General features: G+C 68.5%; 12 protein-coding genes and 1 riboswitch. Of the genes, 3 read left to right on the top strand and 9 right to left on the bottom strand.

Going from position 1 to position 18554, the window contains the following annotated elements; translation table 11 throughout:
- From AB0M24_RS42130 to AB0M24_RS42100, 7 genes are all read right to left on the bottom strand, one after another.
- Positions 1-978: an alpha/beta hydrolase gene (locus AB0M24_RS42130; RefSeq protein ID WP_363779746.1), complete on the bottom strand. Its 978-nt coding sequence runs from the start codon at positions 976-978 to the stop codon at positions 1-3.
- A 39-nt stretch (positions 979-1017) separates the two neighbouring features.
- Positions 1018-3117 (bottom strand): LuxR C-terminal-related transcriptional regulator, encoded by a 2100-nt coding sequence (locus AB0M24_RS42125; protein WP_363779744.1) that lies wholly within the window; start codon positions 3115-3117, stop codon positions 1018-1020.
- Between the two features lie 12 nt (positions 3118-3129).
- Positions 3130-4014 carry a DUF5829 family protein gene (locus AB0M24_RS42120; RefSeq protein WP_363779742.1) on the bottom strand — a complete coding sequence of 295 codons (885 nt, stop codon included), beginning with the start codon at positions 4012-4014 and terminating at the stop codon, positions 3130-3132.
- A gap of 75 nt (positions 4015-4089) precedes the next feature.
- Positions 4090-4785 (bottom strand): MerR family transcriptional regulator, encoded by a 696-nt coding sequence (locus AB0M24_RS42115; protein ID WP_363779740.1) that lies wholly within the window; start codon positions 4783-4785, stop codon positions 4090-4092.
- A gap of 7 nt (positions 4786-4792) precedes the next feature.
- Positions 4793-6088, bottom strand: a complete 1296-nt coding sequence (locus AB0M24_RS42110; protein WP_363779738.1) for a serine hydrolase domain-containing protein — start codon at positions 6086-6088, stop codon at positions 4793-4795.
- 47 nt (positions 6089-6135) lie between these two features.
- Positions 6136-7875, bottom strand: a complete 1740-nt coding sequence (locus AB0M24_RS42105) for a glycosyl hydrolase family 8 (RefSeq protein WP_363779736.1) — start codon at positions 7873-7875, stop codon at positions 6136-6138.
- 115 nt (positions 7876-7990) lie between these two features.
- Positions 7991-8821 carry a patatin-like phospholipase family protein gene (locus tag AB0M24_RS42100; protein ID WP_363779734.1) on the bottom strand — a complete coding sequence of 277 codons (831 nt, stop codon included), beginning with the start codon at positions 8819-8821 and terminating at the stop codon, positions 7991-7993.
- Between the two features lie 64 nt (positions 8822-8885).
- Positions 8886-8969: riboswitch (S-adenosyl-L-homocysteine riboswitch) on the top strand.
- A gap of 16 nt (positions 8970-8985) precedes the next feature.
- On the opposite strand from AB0M24_RS42100, the gene metH reads away from it, so the two are divergent.
- The 3 genes from metH to AB0M24_RS42085 all read left to right on the top strand — a co-directional run bounded on the left by metH (position 8986) and on the right by AB0M24_RS42085 (position 15639).
- Positions 8986-12558, top strand: coding sequence for a methionine synthase (metH, locus tag AB0M24_RS42095; protein ID WP_363779732.1), 3573 nt, complete (start codon positions 8986-8988; stop codon positions 12556-12558).
- Between the two features lie 127 nt (positions 12559-12685).
- Positions 12686-13720, top strand: a complete 1035-nt coding sequence (locus AB0M24_RS42090; RefSeq protein ID WP_363779730.1) for a sugar ABC transporter substrate-binding protein — start codon at positions 12686-12688, stop codon at positions 13718-13720.
- The gene (locus AB0M24_RS42085) at positions 13717-15639 is read left to right on the top strand and encodes a bifunctional diguanylate cyclase/phosphodiesterase (RefSeq protein ID WP_363779728.1); all 1923 of its coding nucleotides are present in this window, start codon (positions 13717-13719) and stop codon (positions 15637-15639) included. The genes AB0M24_RS42090 and AB0M24_RS42085 overlap by 4 nt, the downstream gene beginning before the upstream one ends.
- Here AB0M24_RS42085 and AB0M24_RS42080 read toward each other — a convergent pair.
- Both AB0M24_RS42080 and AB0M24_RS42075 read right to left on the bottom strand, forming a co-directional pair.
- Positions 15636-16919 (bottom strand): salicylate synthase, encoded by a 1284-nt coding sequence (locus AB0M24_RS42080; RefSeq protein ID WP_363779726.1) that lies wholly within the window; start codon positions 16917-16919, stop codon positions 15636-15638. The genes AB0M24_RS42085 and AB0M24_RS42080 overlap by 4 nt on opposite strands.
- A complete protein-coding gene (locus AB0M24_RS42075; RefSeq protein ID WP_363779724.1) occupies positions 16916-18466 on the bottom strand; it encodes an SIP domain-containing protein in 1551 nt (516 codons plus the stop codon). Before AB0M24_RS42075 ends, AB0M24_RS42080 begins: the two co-directional genes overlap by 4 nt.
- Positions 18467-18554: the final 88 nt, after the last annotated feature.

The raw sequence follows: 18554 nt of genomic DNA, 5'->3' as shown, positions 1-18554 counted from the left end.
TCACACGTCCAGCACGGCGCGGGTGAACGCGTCCGGCGCCTCCTGCGGCACGTTGTGACCGATGCCGTCGATGATCCGGTGCTCGTAGGGCCCGGTGAACCTGTCGCGGTAGCCGGTGCCCGGCTTGTTCGGGCCGTCGAAGTCGCTGGCGATCGTGATCGTCGGCACGGTGATCACGGGCCGGGTCTGCAGCTTGCGCTCCAGTCCGTAGTAGCGGTGCTCGCCCTCCGCGAGCTGCAGGCGCCAGCGGTAGTTGTGGATGACGATCGCGACGTGGTCGGGGTTCTTCCAGGCCGTGGCGCTCTGGGCGTAGGTGGCGTCGTCGAAGTTCCACTGCGGCGAGGCCAGCTTCCAGATGAGCTTGTTGAACTCGTAGGTGTTCTGCGTGTAGCCCTTCACACCGCGCTCGGTCGAGAAGTAGTACTGGTACCACCAGCCCAGCTCGGCCTGCGGGCTGAGCGGCTCCTGGTTCTGCTTCAGGTTGACGATCAGGTACCCGCTGACCGACACCAGCGCCTTCACCCGCTCCGGCCACAACGCCGCCGTGATGCACGCCGTCCGCGCACCCCAGTCGAACCCGCCGAGCGTGGCCTTGCGGATCTTGAGGGCATCCATGAACGCGATCACGTCCGCCCCCAGCGCGGACTGCTGACCGTTGCGCATGGTGTGCGCGTGCAGGAACCGCGTCGGGCCGTACCCGCGCAGGTACGGGATCAGCACGCGATGCCCCTGCGCGGCGAGCTTCGGCGCCACGTCGACGTAGCTGTGAATGTCGTACGGCCAGCCGTGCAGGAGGATCGTGACAGGGCCGTCAGCGGGGCCCAGCTCGGCGTACCCGATGTCCAGCACGCCGGCCCTGACCTGCTTGATCGCGCCCCACGCGGGCTTGGACCCAGCTGCCTGCGCGGGTGCGGTGACGAGTGGTGCCGCCACGCCCGCCACGGCCAGTGCCTGCGAGAACTGCCTCCTGCTGATCATGCTCTCGACCGTATTGGTGATCTTCGCGGCTCGCGAGCGTCACGTGACGGTGTCGTCGTACGTCATCAGCGCCTGTTTGAGTTCGGCTCGTGCGGTGACGCCGAGTTTGGGGAAGATCCGGTGCAGATGCGTGCTGACCGTGCGGTGTGAGAGGTGCAGGCGTTCGCCGATTTCCTTGTTCGTCAGGCCGTCGGCGGCCATGCGCGCGACGGTCAGCTCGTGCTCGGTCAGCTCGCCCGTGCCGTTGCGCGACTCGCCGGACGCTCGGAGCTCCTCGCGGGCGCGTTCCGCCCAGTCCTTGGTGCCGAACGCCTCGAACGCCTCCGCCGCTGCTTTCAGGTGGGGCCTGGCCTGGGTTGCCTTGCGTTGCCTGCGCAGCCAGGCACCGAAAGCCAGGTGGGTGCGGGCGCGGTCCCAGGGCGAGCTCTTGGCCTCCAGAGCGGCGGTGAACCGGGCTTCTGCCTCGTCGTCCGGTGCGAGGAGGGCGCGGGCGTACCGCAGTCCGGACGCCAGCGCGGGTGAGCTCGTGGTGGTGTCGAGCTCTTCGACGATCTTGCAGGCTTCGTCCTGGTTGCCGCTTCTCGTGGCGGCTTCGGCGAGTTCCGGCAGCACGTAGCGGCGGAGTGCCAGCTGGTAGGCCGGATCCGCCGGGTCGTGGATGCGCCGGACAGCGGCGAACGCGTCGGCGTAGCGACCTTCTCCCAGCGCGGCAAGGCTTCTGGCGAGCTGGACGGTGGCCAGCACCGGTCGCGCACCCGCCGCCAGACCGATTCGCTCGGCTTCGGCGGCTTTCTGGTTCGCCTCTTCGTAGTTTCCTTTGAGGGCAGCGATTTCGGCCTGGACCGCTTTGGCCAGTCCGAGCATGTAGGGCTGGTGGGTTTCCTCGGCCAGCTTGGCGGCTTCCTCGGCGGCGGGTTCGGCGGTGGCGATGTCGCCCAGGCGGGTTCGGCTCCATGCTTCGACGGCGAGAGACCTGGCCAGCAGTCCGAACTGGCCTTGGGCGCGGAACTCTCGTTGTGCGGCAACGGAGAAGCGGACCGACTCCTCGAAGGCGCCGACCTGGAGAGCGGCGCTGCCGAGAAGGCGGCACGTCGCGGGTTCGTCCGGCATTCCGTTGCGGAAAGCCGCGATGACGGAATCACCCTGTTCCACAGGTCTGACGTAGGCCGCCATCGCGATCATGCGCGGGTCGCACGGATCGATCGGCAGCCTTGCTGCCACAGCGGCGATCCGCTCGCGCACCGCCGTCCCCGGCTCGACCCAGAAGCACCGCATCGCGACGCTCCAGAAGATCCGCATCCCCAGCTCGACATCGCCGTCCGCCACCACGGCCTCAGCCAGCCCGACCAGCTCCCCCGGCCCCGCCGCGCCCTCCCCCACGCCGTCGTCGAACGCACTCGGCAACCACGTCACCAACGCACGTTCCCGCAGCGTGAGGTCCAGCCCGCGAACCTCCAGCAGGATCCGCTCGACGTCCTCCCGACGTCCTGCCTCAGCAGCCAGCTCAGCCGCCCTCAGCCACCTCCTGGCCTGCCCGCGATCCTCACCGAGCCGCGCGGCGTTCTCCAAGGCGCGGATCGCGGCCGCCGCACCACCACGCCTCAGCTCGCGGTCCGCCGTCTGCTCGAGCAGGCACGCCGCGTTCTCGTCGGTGCCGGTGAACGCCAACGGTTCCAACGAGAGCGTGCACACGCCCTCGAACAACGGCTTCCGCGACGTCACGACGAGCACCCCGTCGGTCAACCGGCGCGCGACGAACCCGAGAACGTCCTGACTCGCCTGGTCGAGCCAGTGGGCGTCGTCGACCAGCACGACCGCGCCGCTCAGCAGATCGAGCGCGGCCAGCCCGACGAGGTGGACCGGCGGCGCGGCACCGTCGGAGAGTCCGAACACGACCTCCAGCGCACCGCGCCGCACACTGGACAATGTGGACAGATCGAGGAACGGGTGCAGAACCTGGTGCAGTCCGGCGTAAGGCAGGTCCCGCTCGGCCTCGACGCCCACGACCCGGTGGCCGCTGAGCGTGCTGAGCAGCGCGGACTTGCCGACGCCCGGCTCTCCCACGATCTGCAGGCAGCCACCGGACGCCGCGAGGGCGGCCAAGCGGTGCTCTTCTCGTTCTCGTCCGACCAGCGACACAACTCAACTGTGTCAGAAACTCCAGACCGCGCGCTTGCCCGGGCCCACGACCAGCGTCGACGTGCCCAGCCACTCGACGTGCGGCCGCACCGCGCGGTTCAGGTCGAACTCGACCCGCTTGAGTCCGGTGTGGCCCATCGCGACCTCGTCGAACCGCATCGTCGTGCCGCCCTTCGACGCCACCACGCGGCCCGGTTCGGTGCGCACGAAGAACCCGCCGGCCCGCAGGAACGGCACCGTCGCGGCCAGGTCGCGCGCGGTCACGTCGATCTGGATCAGGCTGACGTCGCGCATCAGCTTGTCCTTGTAGCCGTCCGGAAGATAGCGCTCTCGCGAGACGTCGCCGGGGAACCGCGCGGGTCCCGTCTGGCTGCGCGGGTCGGCGAAGTACTCGTCGCGGAACTCCATCGCCCACGCGCCGAACCTGTCGTACGTCTCGGTGATGAGCAGCGCGTCGAACCACGGCACCGGCTTGTGGTCGCCGAAGTCGCGGGTCTGCAGGAACTCGGTCGGGGTGTTGCCGGCCGCGACCAGTCGCGACTTCACCGCGTCGACGTCACCGTCGCGTTCGGTCGAGAGACCCAGACCGGCCGCGCCGAGCTCGCCGTCCTGGCCGCCGACGTCGCCGACACCGAAGATCTCCAGGTAGGTCTCCCGGCCGCGCAGGTACCGGCCGGTCCACACCTTGCCGTCGGCGCCGGTGGTCGTGCGCACCTCGAAGTTCGCGAACTCCTTGACGTACGGGGAGTGCTCGACGGCGTCGGCCGTGGCGCGGTCGAAGGTTCCCCAAGCGTGGTTGTAGTACAACAACTGCTGCTCTCCTGCTTGCGCCGTCCCCGTGCCCGCCAGCACCGGAACGGCCGCCAGGATCATGCAGAACAAGCGTCGAATCCGCATGGAACGATCGTAGGACGGACGCGCTCAAGCCAGACTCAAGTCAGCTGAGAGGGACTTCGTGCTCCTGAAGTGGTCCTAGAGCTTCGCCATCCGGTTCCACGCCGGTGACGACGCACCGGCCGCCTCCATCGCCAGCGCGGCGATCTCGGGGTTCGCCACCGGCAATGCGTCTCTGGTGCTCATCCACTCGGCCGCCCGTTTCGCCAGGGCCGGCAGCCGCGGGTCGTCCTGCGACCACCCGAACGCCTCGTCGTACTCCTGGTAGATCTGCCGGAACTCGGGGTCTTCGAGCGAGTCGGCCTTGTCCGCGAGCCAGATCGCGGCCTCGTCCGGCGCCACCGCCTGCATGAGCACCCAGACCTCGCGTTCCATCGCGACGCCGCGCTCGCTGACACCGATCTCCTCGAGCGTGGCCAGCAGCCGGGCCGCTTCCGGCGTCAGGAACAGCGAGTTGCCCGCCGTGAGCCGCGCAACCCGTTGGCGCGCAAGCCGAATCTCTTCCTCACGGCGGCGGAGCGCCTCGTCGATCTCGGTGATCGACGAGGCGAACTCCTCCTCGCCCGCCCGCATCAGCTCTTTCACGCGAGCCAGCGGCACCCCGGCCTCGGCGAGCGTGCGGATCTTGACCAGGTCGATCGCGTCCCGCGCGGAGTACCGCCGATAACCGGAGTGGTCGCGCTCGGGCTCCGCCAGCAGCCCTACCTTGTGGTAGTGCCGCACCGCCTTGATCGTCACGCCCGCGTACCGGGCGAGCTGACCGATCGTGATCATGCGGCCATCATCGCACTCGGCCGAACATCCGACCGGCGAGATCGACCCCGATGATCCGCCCGTTCCCGTCGCGCGTGAAGAACCCGCGCTGTCCGCTGAACGCGCCTTCGGTGAGCACGTACTCGTCCTTGGGCAGCAACCCCATCGGGAACGGCGCGTGGTCCGCCGGCAGCTCCATCTCCGCGCTCTCCCGGATCTCGGGCCGGATCAACACCTCCAGCACGAGGCCCTCACCGGTGTCCTCGATCGTCATGACCATCGCGTCGTTGTCGTACTTGCCCGCGACCTCCGCCGCTTTGGCGCTGTCGTACGGCAACGGCTCCGGATCCCGGTCCAGCACACCGATGTGGTGCCGAAGCGCCTCGCGCACGACGGCCTGGTTGAACGGAATCCCGTCCGGCCCCTGGTTCGCGATCGACACCACGGCGAAGTTCCGCTCGGGCACGATCAACAGCTCGGCGAACTGCCCATTGGACGAACCACCGTGGCCGATCGCCTGCACGCCGTCGATCTCGCGCAGGAACCAACTCACCCCGATCGCGTCCCCGAGATTGCTGCCGCGCATGACCGCAGTGGGCTTGCGCATTTCCTCCAGCCCGTTGTCGCTGAGGTGAAACTGCGCCCACTTCAGCAGATCCCTGACCGAAGCCGCGATGCCACCACCGGGATTGTTGGCGCGCCAATGCCTCCACGGCCGCGCGATCTCGCCCTTCTCGTGCCCGACCGCGAACCGGCGCGTCATCACCGCGTCCCGGTCGAAGTGCGTGTCGCCCAGCCCGAGCGGCTCCAGCAGCAACGTCGCCATGGCCTGCTCGTAGGTCTGCCCGGTGACGTTCTCGATGATCCGGCCGGCCAGGTTGAACCCGGACTGGCTGTAGGAAGGCCGCTCGCCGACCGCGCCGATCAGTTTGAGCGTCTTGAGCTCCTCGACGTGCCTCTTCAGAGCGTCGTCGCCCTCGCCCGTGTCGACGAGCGTGCCCCAGTCGAGGCCGGACGTGTGGTTGAGCAGCTGCCGCACGGTGAACTCGCGGTCGTCGGCCAGCTCGAGCTCCGGCACGTACGTGCGCACCGGCGCGTCCAACGAGACGCGCCCCTGCGAGACGAGCCGCATGATCGCGGTCGCGGTGTAGGTCTTGGTGACCGAGCCGAGCAGGAACAGCGTGTCCTCGTTGACGGGCAACGGGTTCTCGACGCTGGTCACACCGTGGACGAAGAAGTGCTCCTCGCCGTCGTGGAAGACGCCGACAGCGGCGCCGGGGATCTGGAAGTGGAGGGCGGTCTCTGTCATGAAGTCGTTGTTCATGACAGAGACCTTCCAACCTTGCCCCTAGGTCAAGGTCAAGCCCCGTGTCACGGCACCCAGTGGTTGCCGGTCACCGTGATCATCACCTGCAGCTGGATGCTCGACGCGAAGTAGTCGTTGCTCCCGATCGGCGTCGACACCATCTTGTTCCACAACGCGTCCAGCCACGCCTGGCTGCCGGAGTCGGTCGTCGCCGCCACCGCGAACGGCGCGGTGTAGGCCTCCGACACGTCGCTGGAGATCTGCGTGCCGTTGAGCTGGTAGCCCACGCGAATGTTGTTGGGGTTGCCGCCGAACTTGGTCCGAGCCCACGAGTTGAGCTTGCGGGCCGCGGCCAACGACGTCGCGTCGCCGCTGGTGGCCGCGTCGGCGCCGACGCGCCACGGGACGCGGCAGGCGTTCCACCAGTACTTGCCGTCGTTCGGGTCCTCCAGCACCTCACCGGCCGGCGGGCGCGGGGTCGAGTTCGTCCGCTCCACGAAGTCGGGTACCAGGCCGGTGCTCGAAGCGAAGTTCTGCTGCATGGTCTTCAGCAGGTTCTGGTGGGCGTTGCGGATCGTGTCCCACGCCGAGTCACCGGTGGCCTTGCGGAACGCGCGGAAGTGGTCGGCCATCCAGTCCGACGAGCGGGTCACGTAGTAACGCGGGTCGCCCGAGTCGGCCCAGTCGCCGGGGCGCAGCAGGTTGGTCGACGGGTTGATCTCGCTGCGCTTGATGGCGTTGATGTGCTTGATGGCCAGCTGCTTGTAGTTGTACGTACCGGTGCTGCCCCACTGCTTGTCGGCCAGCAGCAACCCGTACGCGACGTCCATGTCGCCGTCGGTGGCCGCGTCGCCGCCGCTCATGCTCTTGCAGTCGTCGCCCTGTTCCGCGGCCATCAGGTCCGGGTCGATCGAGGACGGGTGGTCGATCTTCCACTTCACGAAGCCGTCGAAGATCTTGCGGGCGTCCGGGTCGGCGCCGGCCATGGTGGCGACGACGACCATGCCGTAGCCCTGGGCTTCGGCGACGTAGGTGTGGTCGGCGTCGGTCGCGAGGACCTGGGACCAGACGCTGTTGCAGTTGTGCCGGACGAACGCGGACTTCCAGCGCTGGTAGTAGTCGACGACGGCCGCGTCCAAAGTGGACGTGCTGCCGGACGGGCGCAGGATGCCGGCCGCGTAGGACTGCCGACGGCTGCCGAACGGATAGCCGAGACCGGAGGGCGGGGTGGTGGTCGTGGTGGTGGTGGTGGTCGGCGGGGTCGTGGTCGTCGTGGTGGTCGGCGTGGTCGTGGAGGTGGGCGGCGTGGTGGTCGGCGGGTTCCCACCGCTCACGCCGTAGACCTCCAATTCCCACAACGAGTACCCATAGGTTGTGCCGCGAGCGGTGCCGTAGACCCGCACGTACCGACCTGATCCGGACAAGGTCAGGTCGTCGAACCCGCCGTTGCCCGTCGTGGTCGAGTAGACGTCGGTCCACGCCGAGCCGTCACCGGAGGTCTGGACGCGATACGACTTGGCGTACGCGGCCTCCCAGTTGAGGCGAACCCGGCTGATCGTGTGCGAGGACCCGAGGTCGACCCTCAGCCACTCGGGGTCGTGCCCTTCCGCCGAGGCCCAGCGCGTCGACGCACTGCCGTCGACCGCCTTCCCCGCCTCGAACCCGGAGCCCTCGACCGAGGACGCCGTCACCGCCTTGCCCTGCGAGACCAGTGGATCCGCCGCCGATGCACTGGTCACGCCTGCCACGAGCAGGCCGGCCACGAGCCCTGCCGCGCCTAACGCTGCCGCTGTTCTGCCTCCCACAACCGCCTCCAGCAATTGGTTAACAAAACATCCAATGCGAGTGGTTGGCGACGGTAAGCAGGCAAAACGCGCCGGACAAGAGGTACTGACCAGTTATTGCTCGATCGAACAGTCCCTAGTCCCAGACTTCGCGGACGGCATCCGCGACAGCGGCGGCCTGCGCCAAGCCGGCTTCGGCGGCCGGCTTGCGGCGTGCCGGGTCGAGCAGGTTCGAGCCGATCGCGGCCAGAGCCTCCCGAGACGGGCTCACCACGATCGACGGCACACCCAGCCGGGCGGCCTGCGCCTGCGGAGTCGCCGCCGGGCTGATCGACCGGGTCAACGGCGCCACGACCACGACCCGCGAGTACCCGGCCGCGAGATCCACGTTGGCCACCGACCGCATCCCGCCGTCCATGTAGCGGTGACCGTCGATCGTCACCGGCGGCCACACCAGCGGCACCGCGCAGCTGGACGCCACGGCGCGCACCAGCGGCACCCCGCTGTCCCGGTCGAACACCACGAACCGGCCATCGGACACGTCGACGGCCGTCACCTTCAGATCACGCGAAGGCCAGTCCGAAATAGACAGTCGAGACGAGAACACCGCCAAACGAGACTCCTCGGACGGCGTGCGCGCCTTCAACGCCGCGCGTCCCAGCCTGCCCCGCTTCTGGGCAGCGCTCCCGGGCAACGCGTAGGAAAGCGCGTACCGAGCGATCATCAGGGGCGTCAGCCGCGCCGGAATCTCCCCATCGGGCGGCAACAACTGACCCGCGTAGAGGTCACTCAACGCGGTACCGCCCGCCAACTGCGTGGCCACCACGGATCCCGCGGACGTCCCCACGAACAGGTCCGCTTCCGACAGGTCGACGCCCTCAGCAGCGAGTCCGTGCAGAATCCCTGTCTCCCAAGCGATTCCGGTGACGCCACCGCCGCCCAGCACCAAAGCACGCTTTCCGGTCACGTGATTCATCCTACGAAGTGAGACCGGTTCCTGCCCCGTGGTCAGCCGCGCTATTCTGAAACGCGAGGCCGAGAAGCGCTGCAACGGGCTCCACCGGACCCGCCACGCTCGGCCTTGCACCACCACGTGACAAGGGCGCTTCCGACGACGTTTCGGGAGCGCGCGTGGACGGTCTCAAGTCACTGCTGAACCAGCGGATCGCCGTGCTCGACGGCGCCTGGGGCACGATGTTCCAGCAGGCCAAGCTCTCGCCGTCGGACTACCACGGCACCGAGTTCGCGAACCACCACATGGACGTCGTCGGTGACCCGGACCTGCTCAACCTCACGCGGCCGGACCTGGTGCTCGACGTGCACCGGCAGTACCTGGCGGCGGGCGCGGACATCACGACCACGAACACGTTCACCGCCACGTCGATCGGCCAGGCCGACTACGGGCTGCAGGACCGCGTGCGCGAGATGAACATCGCCGCCGCGAAGATCGCCCGCCAGGCCGCGAACGAACACCCCAACCGATACGTCGCAGGCTCCGTCGGCCCCCTCAACGTCACGCTGAGCCTCTCCCCCAAGGTCGAGGACCCCGCGTACCGCGCCGTCACGTTCGAGCAGGTCAAGGCCTCCTACGCCGAGCAGATCGCCGCGCTGCACGAGGGTGGCGTCGACCTCCTGCTGATCGAGACGATCTTCGACACGCTCAACGCCAAGGCCGCCGTCACCGCCGCCCGCGAGGTCGCCCCGGATCTGCCGCTGTGGATCTCGGTGACGATCGTCGACCTGTCCGGCCGCACGCTGTCGGGTCAGACCGTCGAGGCGTTCTGGAACTCGGTCGAGCACGCGAAGCCGCTGGTCGTGGGCGTGAACTGCGCGCTGGGCGCCAAGGAGGTCCGCCCGCACGTAGCGGAACTGGCGCGGCTCGCGGACACCTACGTCGCCTGCCACCCCAACGCCGGTCTGCCCAACGCGTTCGGCGGCTACGACGAGACGCCGGACGAGACCGCCACGCTGCTCAAGGACTTCGCGGGCAACGGCATCGTCAACGTCGTCGGCGGATGCTGCGGCACCACGCCCGCGCACATCAAGGCCATCGCGGACGCCGTGCGCACCACGCCCGCCCGCGAGGTGCCCCAGCCCCGCAACACCACCAGGTTCAGCGGCCTGGAGACGTTCGAGATCGGCCCCGACACCGGCTTCGTGATGATCGGTGAGCGCACCAACGTCACCGGCTCGGCCAAGTTCCGCAGGCTGATCGAGGCCGACGACCACCAGGCGGCGCTCGCGGTCGCGCTGGACCAGGTCCGCGGTGGCGCGAACCTGCTGGACGTCAACATGGACGCCGACCTGCTCGACGGCGAGCAGGCCATGACGACGTTCCTGAACCTGATCGCGACCGAGCCCGAGATCGCCCGCATCCCTGTGATGATCGACAGCTCGCGCTGGGGTGTGCTGCAGGCCGGTCTGAAGTGCGTGCAGGGCAAGGGCGTCGTCAACTCGATCAGCCTCAAGGAAGGCGAAGAGCCCTTCCTGCAGCAGGCCCGCACGATCCGCGACTACGGCGCCGGTGTCGTCGTGATGGCGTTCGACGAGCAGGGCCAGGCGGACACGACCGAGCGCAAGGTCGAGATCTGCGGCCGTGCCTACGACCTGCTGACGCAGAAGCTCGGTTTCCCGGCCGAGGACATCATCTTCGACCCGAACGTGCTCGCGGTCGCCACCGGCATCGAGGAGCACAACGGCTACGCGAAGGCGTTCATCGACGCGCTGCCGCTCATCAAGCAGCGATGTCCGGGTGCCCGCACCAGCGGCGGCATCTCGAACCTGTCGTTCTCCTTCCGCGGCAACGACGTCGTCCGCGAAGCCATGCACAGCGCGTTCCTGTTCCACGCCGTCAAGGCCGGGCTGGACATGGGCATCGTCAACGCCGGCCAGCTCGTCGTCTACCAGGACATCAAGCCGGACCTGCTGGAACTGGTCGAGGACGTCATCTTCAACCGCCGCGAGGACGCGACCGACCGGCTCGTCACGCACGCCGAGACCGTCAAGGGTCCGGGTCAGAAGCGCGTCATCGACCTGAGCTGGCGCGAGGCCCCGGTCGGCAAGCGCCTGGAGCACGCGATCCTGCACGGTGTCGTCGACTTCATCGAAGAGGACACCGAAGAGGCCCGCCAAGCCCTCCCCCGGCCTTTGGACGTCATCGAGGGCCCGTTGATGGACGGCATGAAGGTCGTCGGCGACCTGTTCGGCGCGGGCAAGATGTTCCTGCCCCAGGTCGTGAAGAGCGCCCGCGTGATGAAGCGCGCGGTCGCCTACCTGGAACCGTTCATGGACGCCGAGCCCAAGGCGACGGCGGGCGGGAACGGCAAGGTCGTGCTGGCCACGGTCAAGGGCGACGTCCACGACATCGGCAAGAACATCGTCGGCGTCGTGCTGGGCTGCAACAACTACGAGGTGATCGACCTCGGCGTGATGGTCCCGGCCGCGCAGATCCTGGACACGGCGATCAAGGAGCACGCCGACGTCATCGGTCTGTCCGGACTGATCACGCCTTCGCTGGACGAGATGGTCTCGGTCGCCGAGGAGATGCAGCGCCGCGGCATGAAGCTGCCGCTGCTCGTCGGCGGCGCCACCACGTCCCGCCAGCACACCGCCGTCAAGATCGCCCCGGTCTACGACGAGCCGGTCGTGCACGTGCTCGACGCGTCGCGGGTCGTCGGCGTGGTTTCGGATCTGCTGGACGACCGGCGCGCCCACGAGCTCAACATCGCGAACCGCGCCGAGCAGGCCCGGTTGCGCGAGCAGCACGAAAACCGCAAGCAGCTGCCGATGCTGAGTCTCGAAGCCGCTCGTGCGAACGCGGAAAAAGTCGACTTCACCGAATTGCCGACACCCGCATTCACCGGCACCCGAGTGCTGACGCCTTCGATCAGCGAACTCCGCGAGTTCGTCGACTGGACGTTCCTGTTCCTCGCCTGGGAGCTGAAAGGCAAGTTCCCCGCGATCCTCGAGCAGCCCGTGGCACGCGAACTCTTCGACGACGCCACCAAGTTGCTCGACGAAATCATCGCCAACGGTTCGTTCACGGCAAAGGGCGTCTACGGCTTCTGGCCCGCGCATTCCGCGGGTGACGACATCCAGCTGGAGAACGGCACGCTCATCCCGATGCTGCGCCAGCAGACGCAGAAGCAGGTGTCGCGCCCCAACCGCTCGCTCTCGGACTACGTGGCACCGGAAGGTGACCACCTGGGCGGCTTCGCCGTCACGATCCACGGCGCCGACGAGCTGGCCGCGACCTACGAGGCCAAGAACGACGACTACCGGGCCATCATGGTGAAAGCCCTGGCAGACCGGCTCGCCGAGGCGTTCGCCGAGTGGATCCACCTGCGCGCCCGCCGCGACTGGTTCGAGCCGGACGCCCAGCCGGAGCTCGCCGACCTGCACGCGGAGAAGTTCCGCGGCATCCGGCCCGCGCTCGGCTACCCGGCGTGCCCGGACCACACGGTGAAGCACGAGCTGTTCGACCTGCTGAACGCCGACGAAATCGGTGTCGGGCTGACCGAGTCGTTCGCCATGTATCCGGCGGCGAGCGTGAGCGGCCTGATCTTCCAGCACCCGGACGCCAAGTACTTCACCGTGGGACGCCTCGGCCGTGACCAGGTCGAGGACTACGCACGCCGCTACGGCAAGCCGCTCGCCGAAGTCGAGCAGTGGCTGCGCCCCAACCTGGGTTACGAACCCGCCTGACGGTTCTGCAACGTGAAAGCGCTTCCCGGTATTGGGAGGCGTTATCCCGATTTGGCACCAAGCGATGTAGCATCGGCCGCTCTAGCGAGATCAATCACCCGTCAGTCGAGCGAGCCCGAGGTCATAGATGCGAGCTGCGGCGCTGGTGCTGGGTCTGTTGCTGTTATCCGGCTGCGGCGGCGCTGCCAAGTCCGACGCGCTGCCGCACGTGGGTTTCGTCGTCAAGCGCACGGGCGGCTCGTTCGCGCAGGAGATGACCAGCGGGTTCCACGAGGGCGTCGGGCGCATCGGCGGCGTCAGCGCCACCGTGACCGGGCCGCCCGGCCAGGACGGGCACAAGGAAGTCGAGTTGTTCGCCGATTTGACGCTCGCCGCGAAAGGCGGAATCGCGGTCGCCACGTCCGAACCGGCGCTGATGGCACCGGCCATCGGCGATGCGCTGAGCCAGCACGTCGCCGTCGTCGGTGTGGACATGCGACTCACCGCGAGTTCAGGCGTGAAACTGCACATCGGTAACGACAACTACGAACTCGGCGAAAAGCTGGCTGACGAGTTGATGCGCCGATTGCCCTCGAACGCGACCGGGACTGTGGTGCTGGGAAACACCTCACCGGGACTCGCCGGGTTCGACGACCGCGCGGACGGTATTCGGGGGCGATTCGCCGAGAAGCTACCGGGAGTACTGGTGCTGGGGCCGTTCGACACGCAGCGCGACGACGAGGCCAATCGTGACGCCTGGCGCCGACTCATCGCCGCGAACCCCGACGCCCTCGCGTTCGTTGGGACCGGTGACTGCGACGGGATCAACCTCGCCGCGATCAGGACCGAGAAGTCGGCGAGGTGGCTGGTGGGCGGTTTCGGGGTCGACCCGAGAACGTTGCAGGCGGTGCGGGACGGCGTGATGGTGGCGACCATCTCGCCGGAGCACTATCTGAAGGGAGCCGTCGCGGGTTGGTTGCTCGCACGGCACGCGAGGGGCATGGCGACATTGCCCGAGGGCTGGATCGAGACGCCGGGGCTGACGGTGACCACCGCGAACCTCGACTCGATCCTGCACCGGCAGGAATCCGAAAAGGCGCGCAGGGAGTTCTTCCAGCCGCAGATCGACAGCTTCGTCGAGGATCCGGCGAGCTGGGTGCGACCGTTGGAGCAGGCACGGTGAGGCTTTGGGAAGGCCGCGCCACCGCACGGGTGGCGACGGCGGGGCTGACGGCCGGGCTGCTGGTCCTGGCGGGACTGGCGCTGTGGAGCAGCGTGTCCGCGCAGGCCACGACCGCGCACGTGCGGGACCTCAACGACTCCAGCGAGCGGTGGAGCCGCGTGCTGGAGCACATCAACGTCGCGGACAACGCGTTGCGGGACCTGCAGGTCAAGCGGACCGAGCAGACCATCGAGCCGTTGCAGAACTCCGTCGCCTCCGCGCGCGGTGAGCTGGAGTGGCTGCGGACGAAGGGGCAGCCCGACGACGTCGCTGTCGCCTCGCGGCTGTTGCCTCTGTACGACCAGACCGGGGCGATCCTGCGCAAGGTGATCGCCGACGGCGACCCGCTGCAGGCGGACCAGGCGTCGCTCGCGCACTCGTCGTTGCGCCGCCAGATCTCCACGCAGATCGGCGCCAAGCGCCTCGACACCACCGAGTACCTGCGTGCCGCGGACGAGAAGAACGCGAGCCTGCGGGTCGCGCAGATCCTCGCGTTCGTGCTGGACGCGTTCCTGGTGGGACTGTTCGGCATGGTCCTGCTGGGACACCGCCGCAAGATCCTGCGCCAGGCCGCCAAGAACGAGCACGAGGCGCACCACGACGCGTTGACGGGTCTGGCGAACCGGACACTGCTCGCGCGTCGCATGGAGACGGCCGTCAACAAGGCGTGCAAGAAGAACGAGCCGCTGGCGTTGCTGATCGTGGACCTGGACAGGTTCAAGGAGGTCAACGACTCGCTCGGGCACCACTCCGGAGACCTGTTGCTGCGTCAGGTGGCCAACCGTCTGTCGTGGGCCGTGCGCGACACGGATCTGGTGGCACGGCTGGGTGGCGACGAGTTCGCGGTGCTGCTGCCGGGTGTCGGCTCGGCCGAGAACGCGACCATGGTGGCCGAGAAGATCCTCGGCGCGCTGGCGATGCCGGTGACGTTGGAGGGTCTGGAGCTGGAGATCGCGGGCAGCGTCGGTGTGGCGTTGTGCCCTGTGGACTCCATGGACGGCCACGAGTTGTTGCGGCACGCGGACATCGCGATGTACGCGGCCAAGCGCGAGAAGTCCGGTGTGGCCGTCTACGACGCACGCCTGCACGAACGCGGCGCCTCGCAGCTCACCGCCGTCACCGAGCTGCGGCACGCGATCGACCGCGGCGAGCTGTTCCTGCACTACCAGCCGAAGGCACTGGCCGACACGGGCGCGGTGTGCGGCGTCGAGGCGCTGGCCCGCTGGCAGCACCCGACCCGCGGGCTGGTGCGGCCGGACGAGTTCATCCCGATCGCCGAGGACAACGGCCTCATCGAGCCGCTGACCCGGTACGTGATCGACGCCGCGCTGCGGCAGTGCCGGGCGTGGCAGGACGCGGGCTGGGAGGTGCCGGTCTCGGTCAACGTGGGCGCGGCTTGCCTGCTGCACACGGAGTTCCCGGGTGACGTGTCCGATCTGATCAAGCGGCACGGGCTGCCCGCGCGGCTGCTGACGCTGGAGATCACCGAGTCGGCGATCATCTCCGACCCGGACCGGGCGGTGGACGTGCTGCGGCACCTGACCGATCTCGGGGTGCGGCTGTCGATCGACGACTTCGGCACCGGGTACTCGTCGATCTCGTACCTGCGCAGCATGCGGGTCCACGAGATGAAGCTCGACAGGTCGTTCGTGACGCACATGTGCACGGACGCCGGGGACAGCGCGATCGTGCACGCTCTCGTCGCCCTGGCCAGGAACTTCGGGCTGCAGGCCGTCGCGGAGGGTGTCGAGGACCAGGACACCTGGACGGCGCTGGCCGAGGCAGGGTGCGACGTGGTGCAGGGGTACTTCCTCAGCGAGCCGTTGCCCGCTGAGGAAGTCGTTGCCTGGCTGGGAGATCGCGCCGCAGCGCACGCTTAATCAGCTGAGGCGAACTGCCTTGCGGGAACCAGGAAGCGGGAGACGCTGCGCAGCTTCTCCCGCGTCTCCTCCAGCTCGCGTTCCGGCGTGGACTGGGCGACGATGCCCGCGCCCGCCCGCAGCCAGGTGCTGCCGTCCTTGCGGAACACGCTGCGCAGGATGAGCGCCGCGTCGATCGTGCCGTCGTGATCCACCGTCAGCACCGCGCCGCTGTAGAGGCCACGGGATTTCGTTTCTTCGCGTCGGATCAGCTCGCACGCGGGCGCCTTCGGGATGCCGGACGCCGTGACGGCCGGGAAGAGCGCGGCGAACGCGTCCCAGCCGGTGCGGCCCGGTGCGAGTTCGCCGGAGAGCTGCGAGGCGAGGTGCTGCACGCTGCCGCGTTCCTTCACGCTCATGAACTCCTCGACCCGCACGGACGACGGCGTGCACACAGTGGACAGTTCGACCGCTGCCAGACGTACCGAGATCGCGTGTTCGAAGACTTCCTTGGCGTCGCGGTAGAGCTCGTCGCGGCTCGCCTGGTCGGTCTCGTGGTCGCCGTAGAACGCACGCGTGCCGGCCAGTGGCTGCGTGACCACCTGGCCGTCGGGGCTCACGCCGATCACGATCTCCGGGCTGAAGCCCAGCGCCTCCCAGCCGTGCAGGCGCAGCAGGAACGACCTGGCCGGGCTGTTGGCGAGCCTGCCGGTGAGGTACGTCGTGGGCAGGTCGATGTCTTCGGGCACGGGCACGACGCGCGAGAGGATCACCTTGTCCAGCGCGCCGGAACGGATCTCCGCGATGCCCGCCGCGACCGCGTGCCGGTAGCTCTCCGCGTCGTGGTCCTCGACGTCGACCTCGACCCGTGCCTCGGCGGGTTCGATACCACCGGTCAGCACGGCGTCCGCGAGCCGTGACTCCAGCGCGTCGACGTCGGCGGCGGTGATCGCGCGCAGCAGGACCGTGCCGTTCTCGAAGCGCACCTCGCGCCTCGGGATCATCAACGTGACGGCGTCGGTCTCCGGCACGTTCTCCAGTCCGTGCAACGAATGCGCGAGTTCGAAGGTCGCCCAGCCGTACGCGCGCCAGTTCTCGACGCCGACCTCGGCGAGCTGGTCCGCGACCGCCGACAGCGGTTCGTTCGCCCTGGTGGTCACCGTGGCGTACGCGCCCTCGCCCCAGCAGATCGAGCCCTGGTTCTCGTACAGCACGTTGTCCTCTGTGGACGTTGCCGCGAGGGTGGCGGCCACGCGAAGAGGATCGGCCGACAACGCGACCTGACGCTCCCAGTATCTCACTGTGTCTCCCCCTTGGGCCGGTTCCAGTAGCCGAGCACGCAGACCTGGTCGCGGGCGAGGCCGCGGTCGCTCACCAGGTGTCTGCGCAGGCCTTGGATGAGCAACGACTCGCCACCGCCCCACACCTGGGCGCGGCCTTCCGGGAACTCCAGCGCCCGGACGGTCTCCTCGATCTCGTTGGTGGTGCCGGGTTCGCGGTCGCGACGGAAGATCCAGTGCGCCTCGACGTTGGCCAGCTCGATCCGTTCGGCCTCGTCGCGGACCTCGATCACCGCGATGGCGCGCCGGCCGTCGGGGAGGGTCTCGGCGATGGCCGCGATGGACGGCAGCGCGGTCTCGTCGCCGGCGAACAGCACCCAGTCCGCGGTCGGGTCCGGCACCCAGTGCACGCGGCTGCCGCCGAACCCGATGCGGTCACCGGGCTTGGCTTTCGCGGCCCAGCGCGACATCTGGCCGTGCTCGCCGTGCAGGAAGAAGTCCGCGGTGAGGCGGTCGCCGTTCAGTTCGCGGATGGTCAGGTTCGCGGTGTGCTGACGGCCGGCGTGCGCTGGGAAGCGCCACCTTCCGGTCTCGGGCAGTACGACCTCGTTGGCGTCTTCCGCCGGCCAGATCAAGGTGATCGTCTCGGCCGGCTGCAGCGGTTCGAGCTGGGGCGCGTCGACCCGGAAGTTGATGCGGCGCATCAGCGGTGAGATGTCCTCAGTGGACTCGACCTCGAGATGCCCTACCGACAAAGGGAAGCGGCGCACGGCGGCCTGCGTGATGCCGGGCCTGCGCGCGATGATCCTGGCGTTGTGCGGGTTCAGCGCTCCGCCGTCGAGCAACGCGTGGATGACCTCGTCGATGAACTTGTCCGCGTCGTCGCCGAGCACCTCGGCCTGGGTGTGGAACGCGGCCGCCTTCAGCCCGCGCCGCAACGCCTCCGGGTCGCCGTTGCCCTCCTGTGCCTGCACATCGGTCTCGACGTGCAGGATGTCCAGGCCCTCTGCCTTGAGCAGTGCGGCCACCTCGTCGTGCGGGTGCTGGTAGGTGCTGAAGGGCGTGTCCGCGAGGCGCTGCTCCCAGGCCGGACGGGCGATCACGGAGTTCACGACGTCTCTCAGTGCGAAGCCGTCCTTCCGCGGCTGCGCGCAGCTCCACTGGAGCACGACCAGGCCGCCGGGCGTCGTCGCACGGGCCATCGCGCGCACCGCGGTCGCCGCGTCGCTCAGCCAGTGGATCATCCACGACGAGTGCACGACCTGGAAGCTGTTCTCCGGCAACGACAACTCGTGCGCGTCCTGGACGTCGAACTCGGCGGGCAGTCCGGCGCACCGCTGCTTGGCGGCCTCGACCATGGACAGCGAGTAGTCGTTGCCGACGACCTCGAAGTTGCGCGCGGCCATGGCCTGCGCGAGCTCACCCGAGCCGCAGCCGACGTCGGCGAACCGGCCGCCGGAGTGCAGGTGTGCTCCGGCGAGCATCAGCGCTTCCAACGCCGTCAGCAACTGCCCCGAGTTCCCGGACTGATACGGATCGGCCCTCCACGGCCGGACACGCTCGGTCACCAGTGATCCTCCCCATGTGAAGTAAGGCTGCCCTAAAGAGTGGTTGACGACTGCCCGGAAAGCAAGGTTAGGCTTACCTATGCTCACA

Source organism: Lentzea sp. NPDC051838, from assembly GCF_040681245.1.
GTDB lineage: Bacteria > Actinomycetota > Actinomycetes > Mycobacteriales > Pseudonocardiaceae > Lentzea.
The sequence above is the reverse complement of the archived record's forward strand: the minus strand, read 5'-3'. Positions and strand labels throughout refer to the sequence as shown.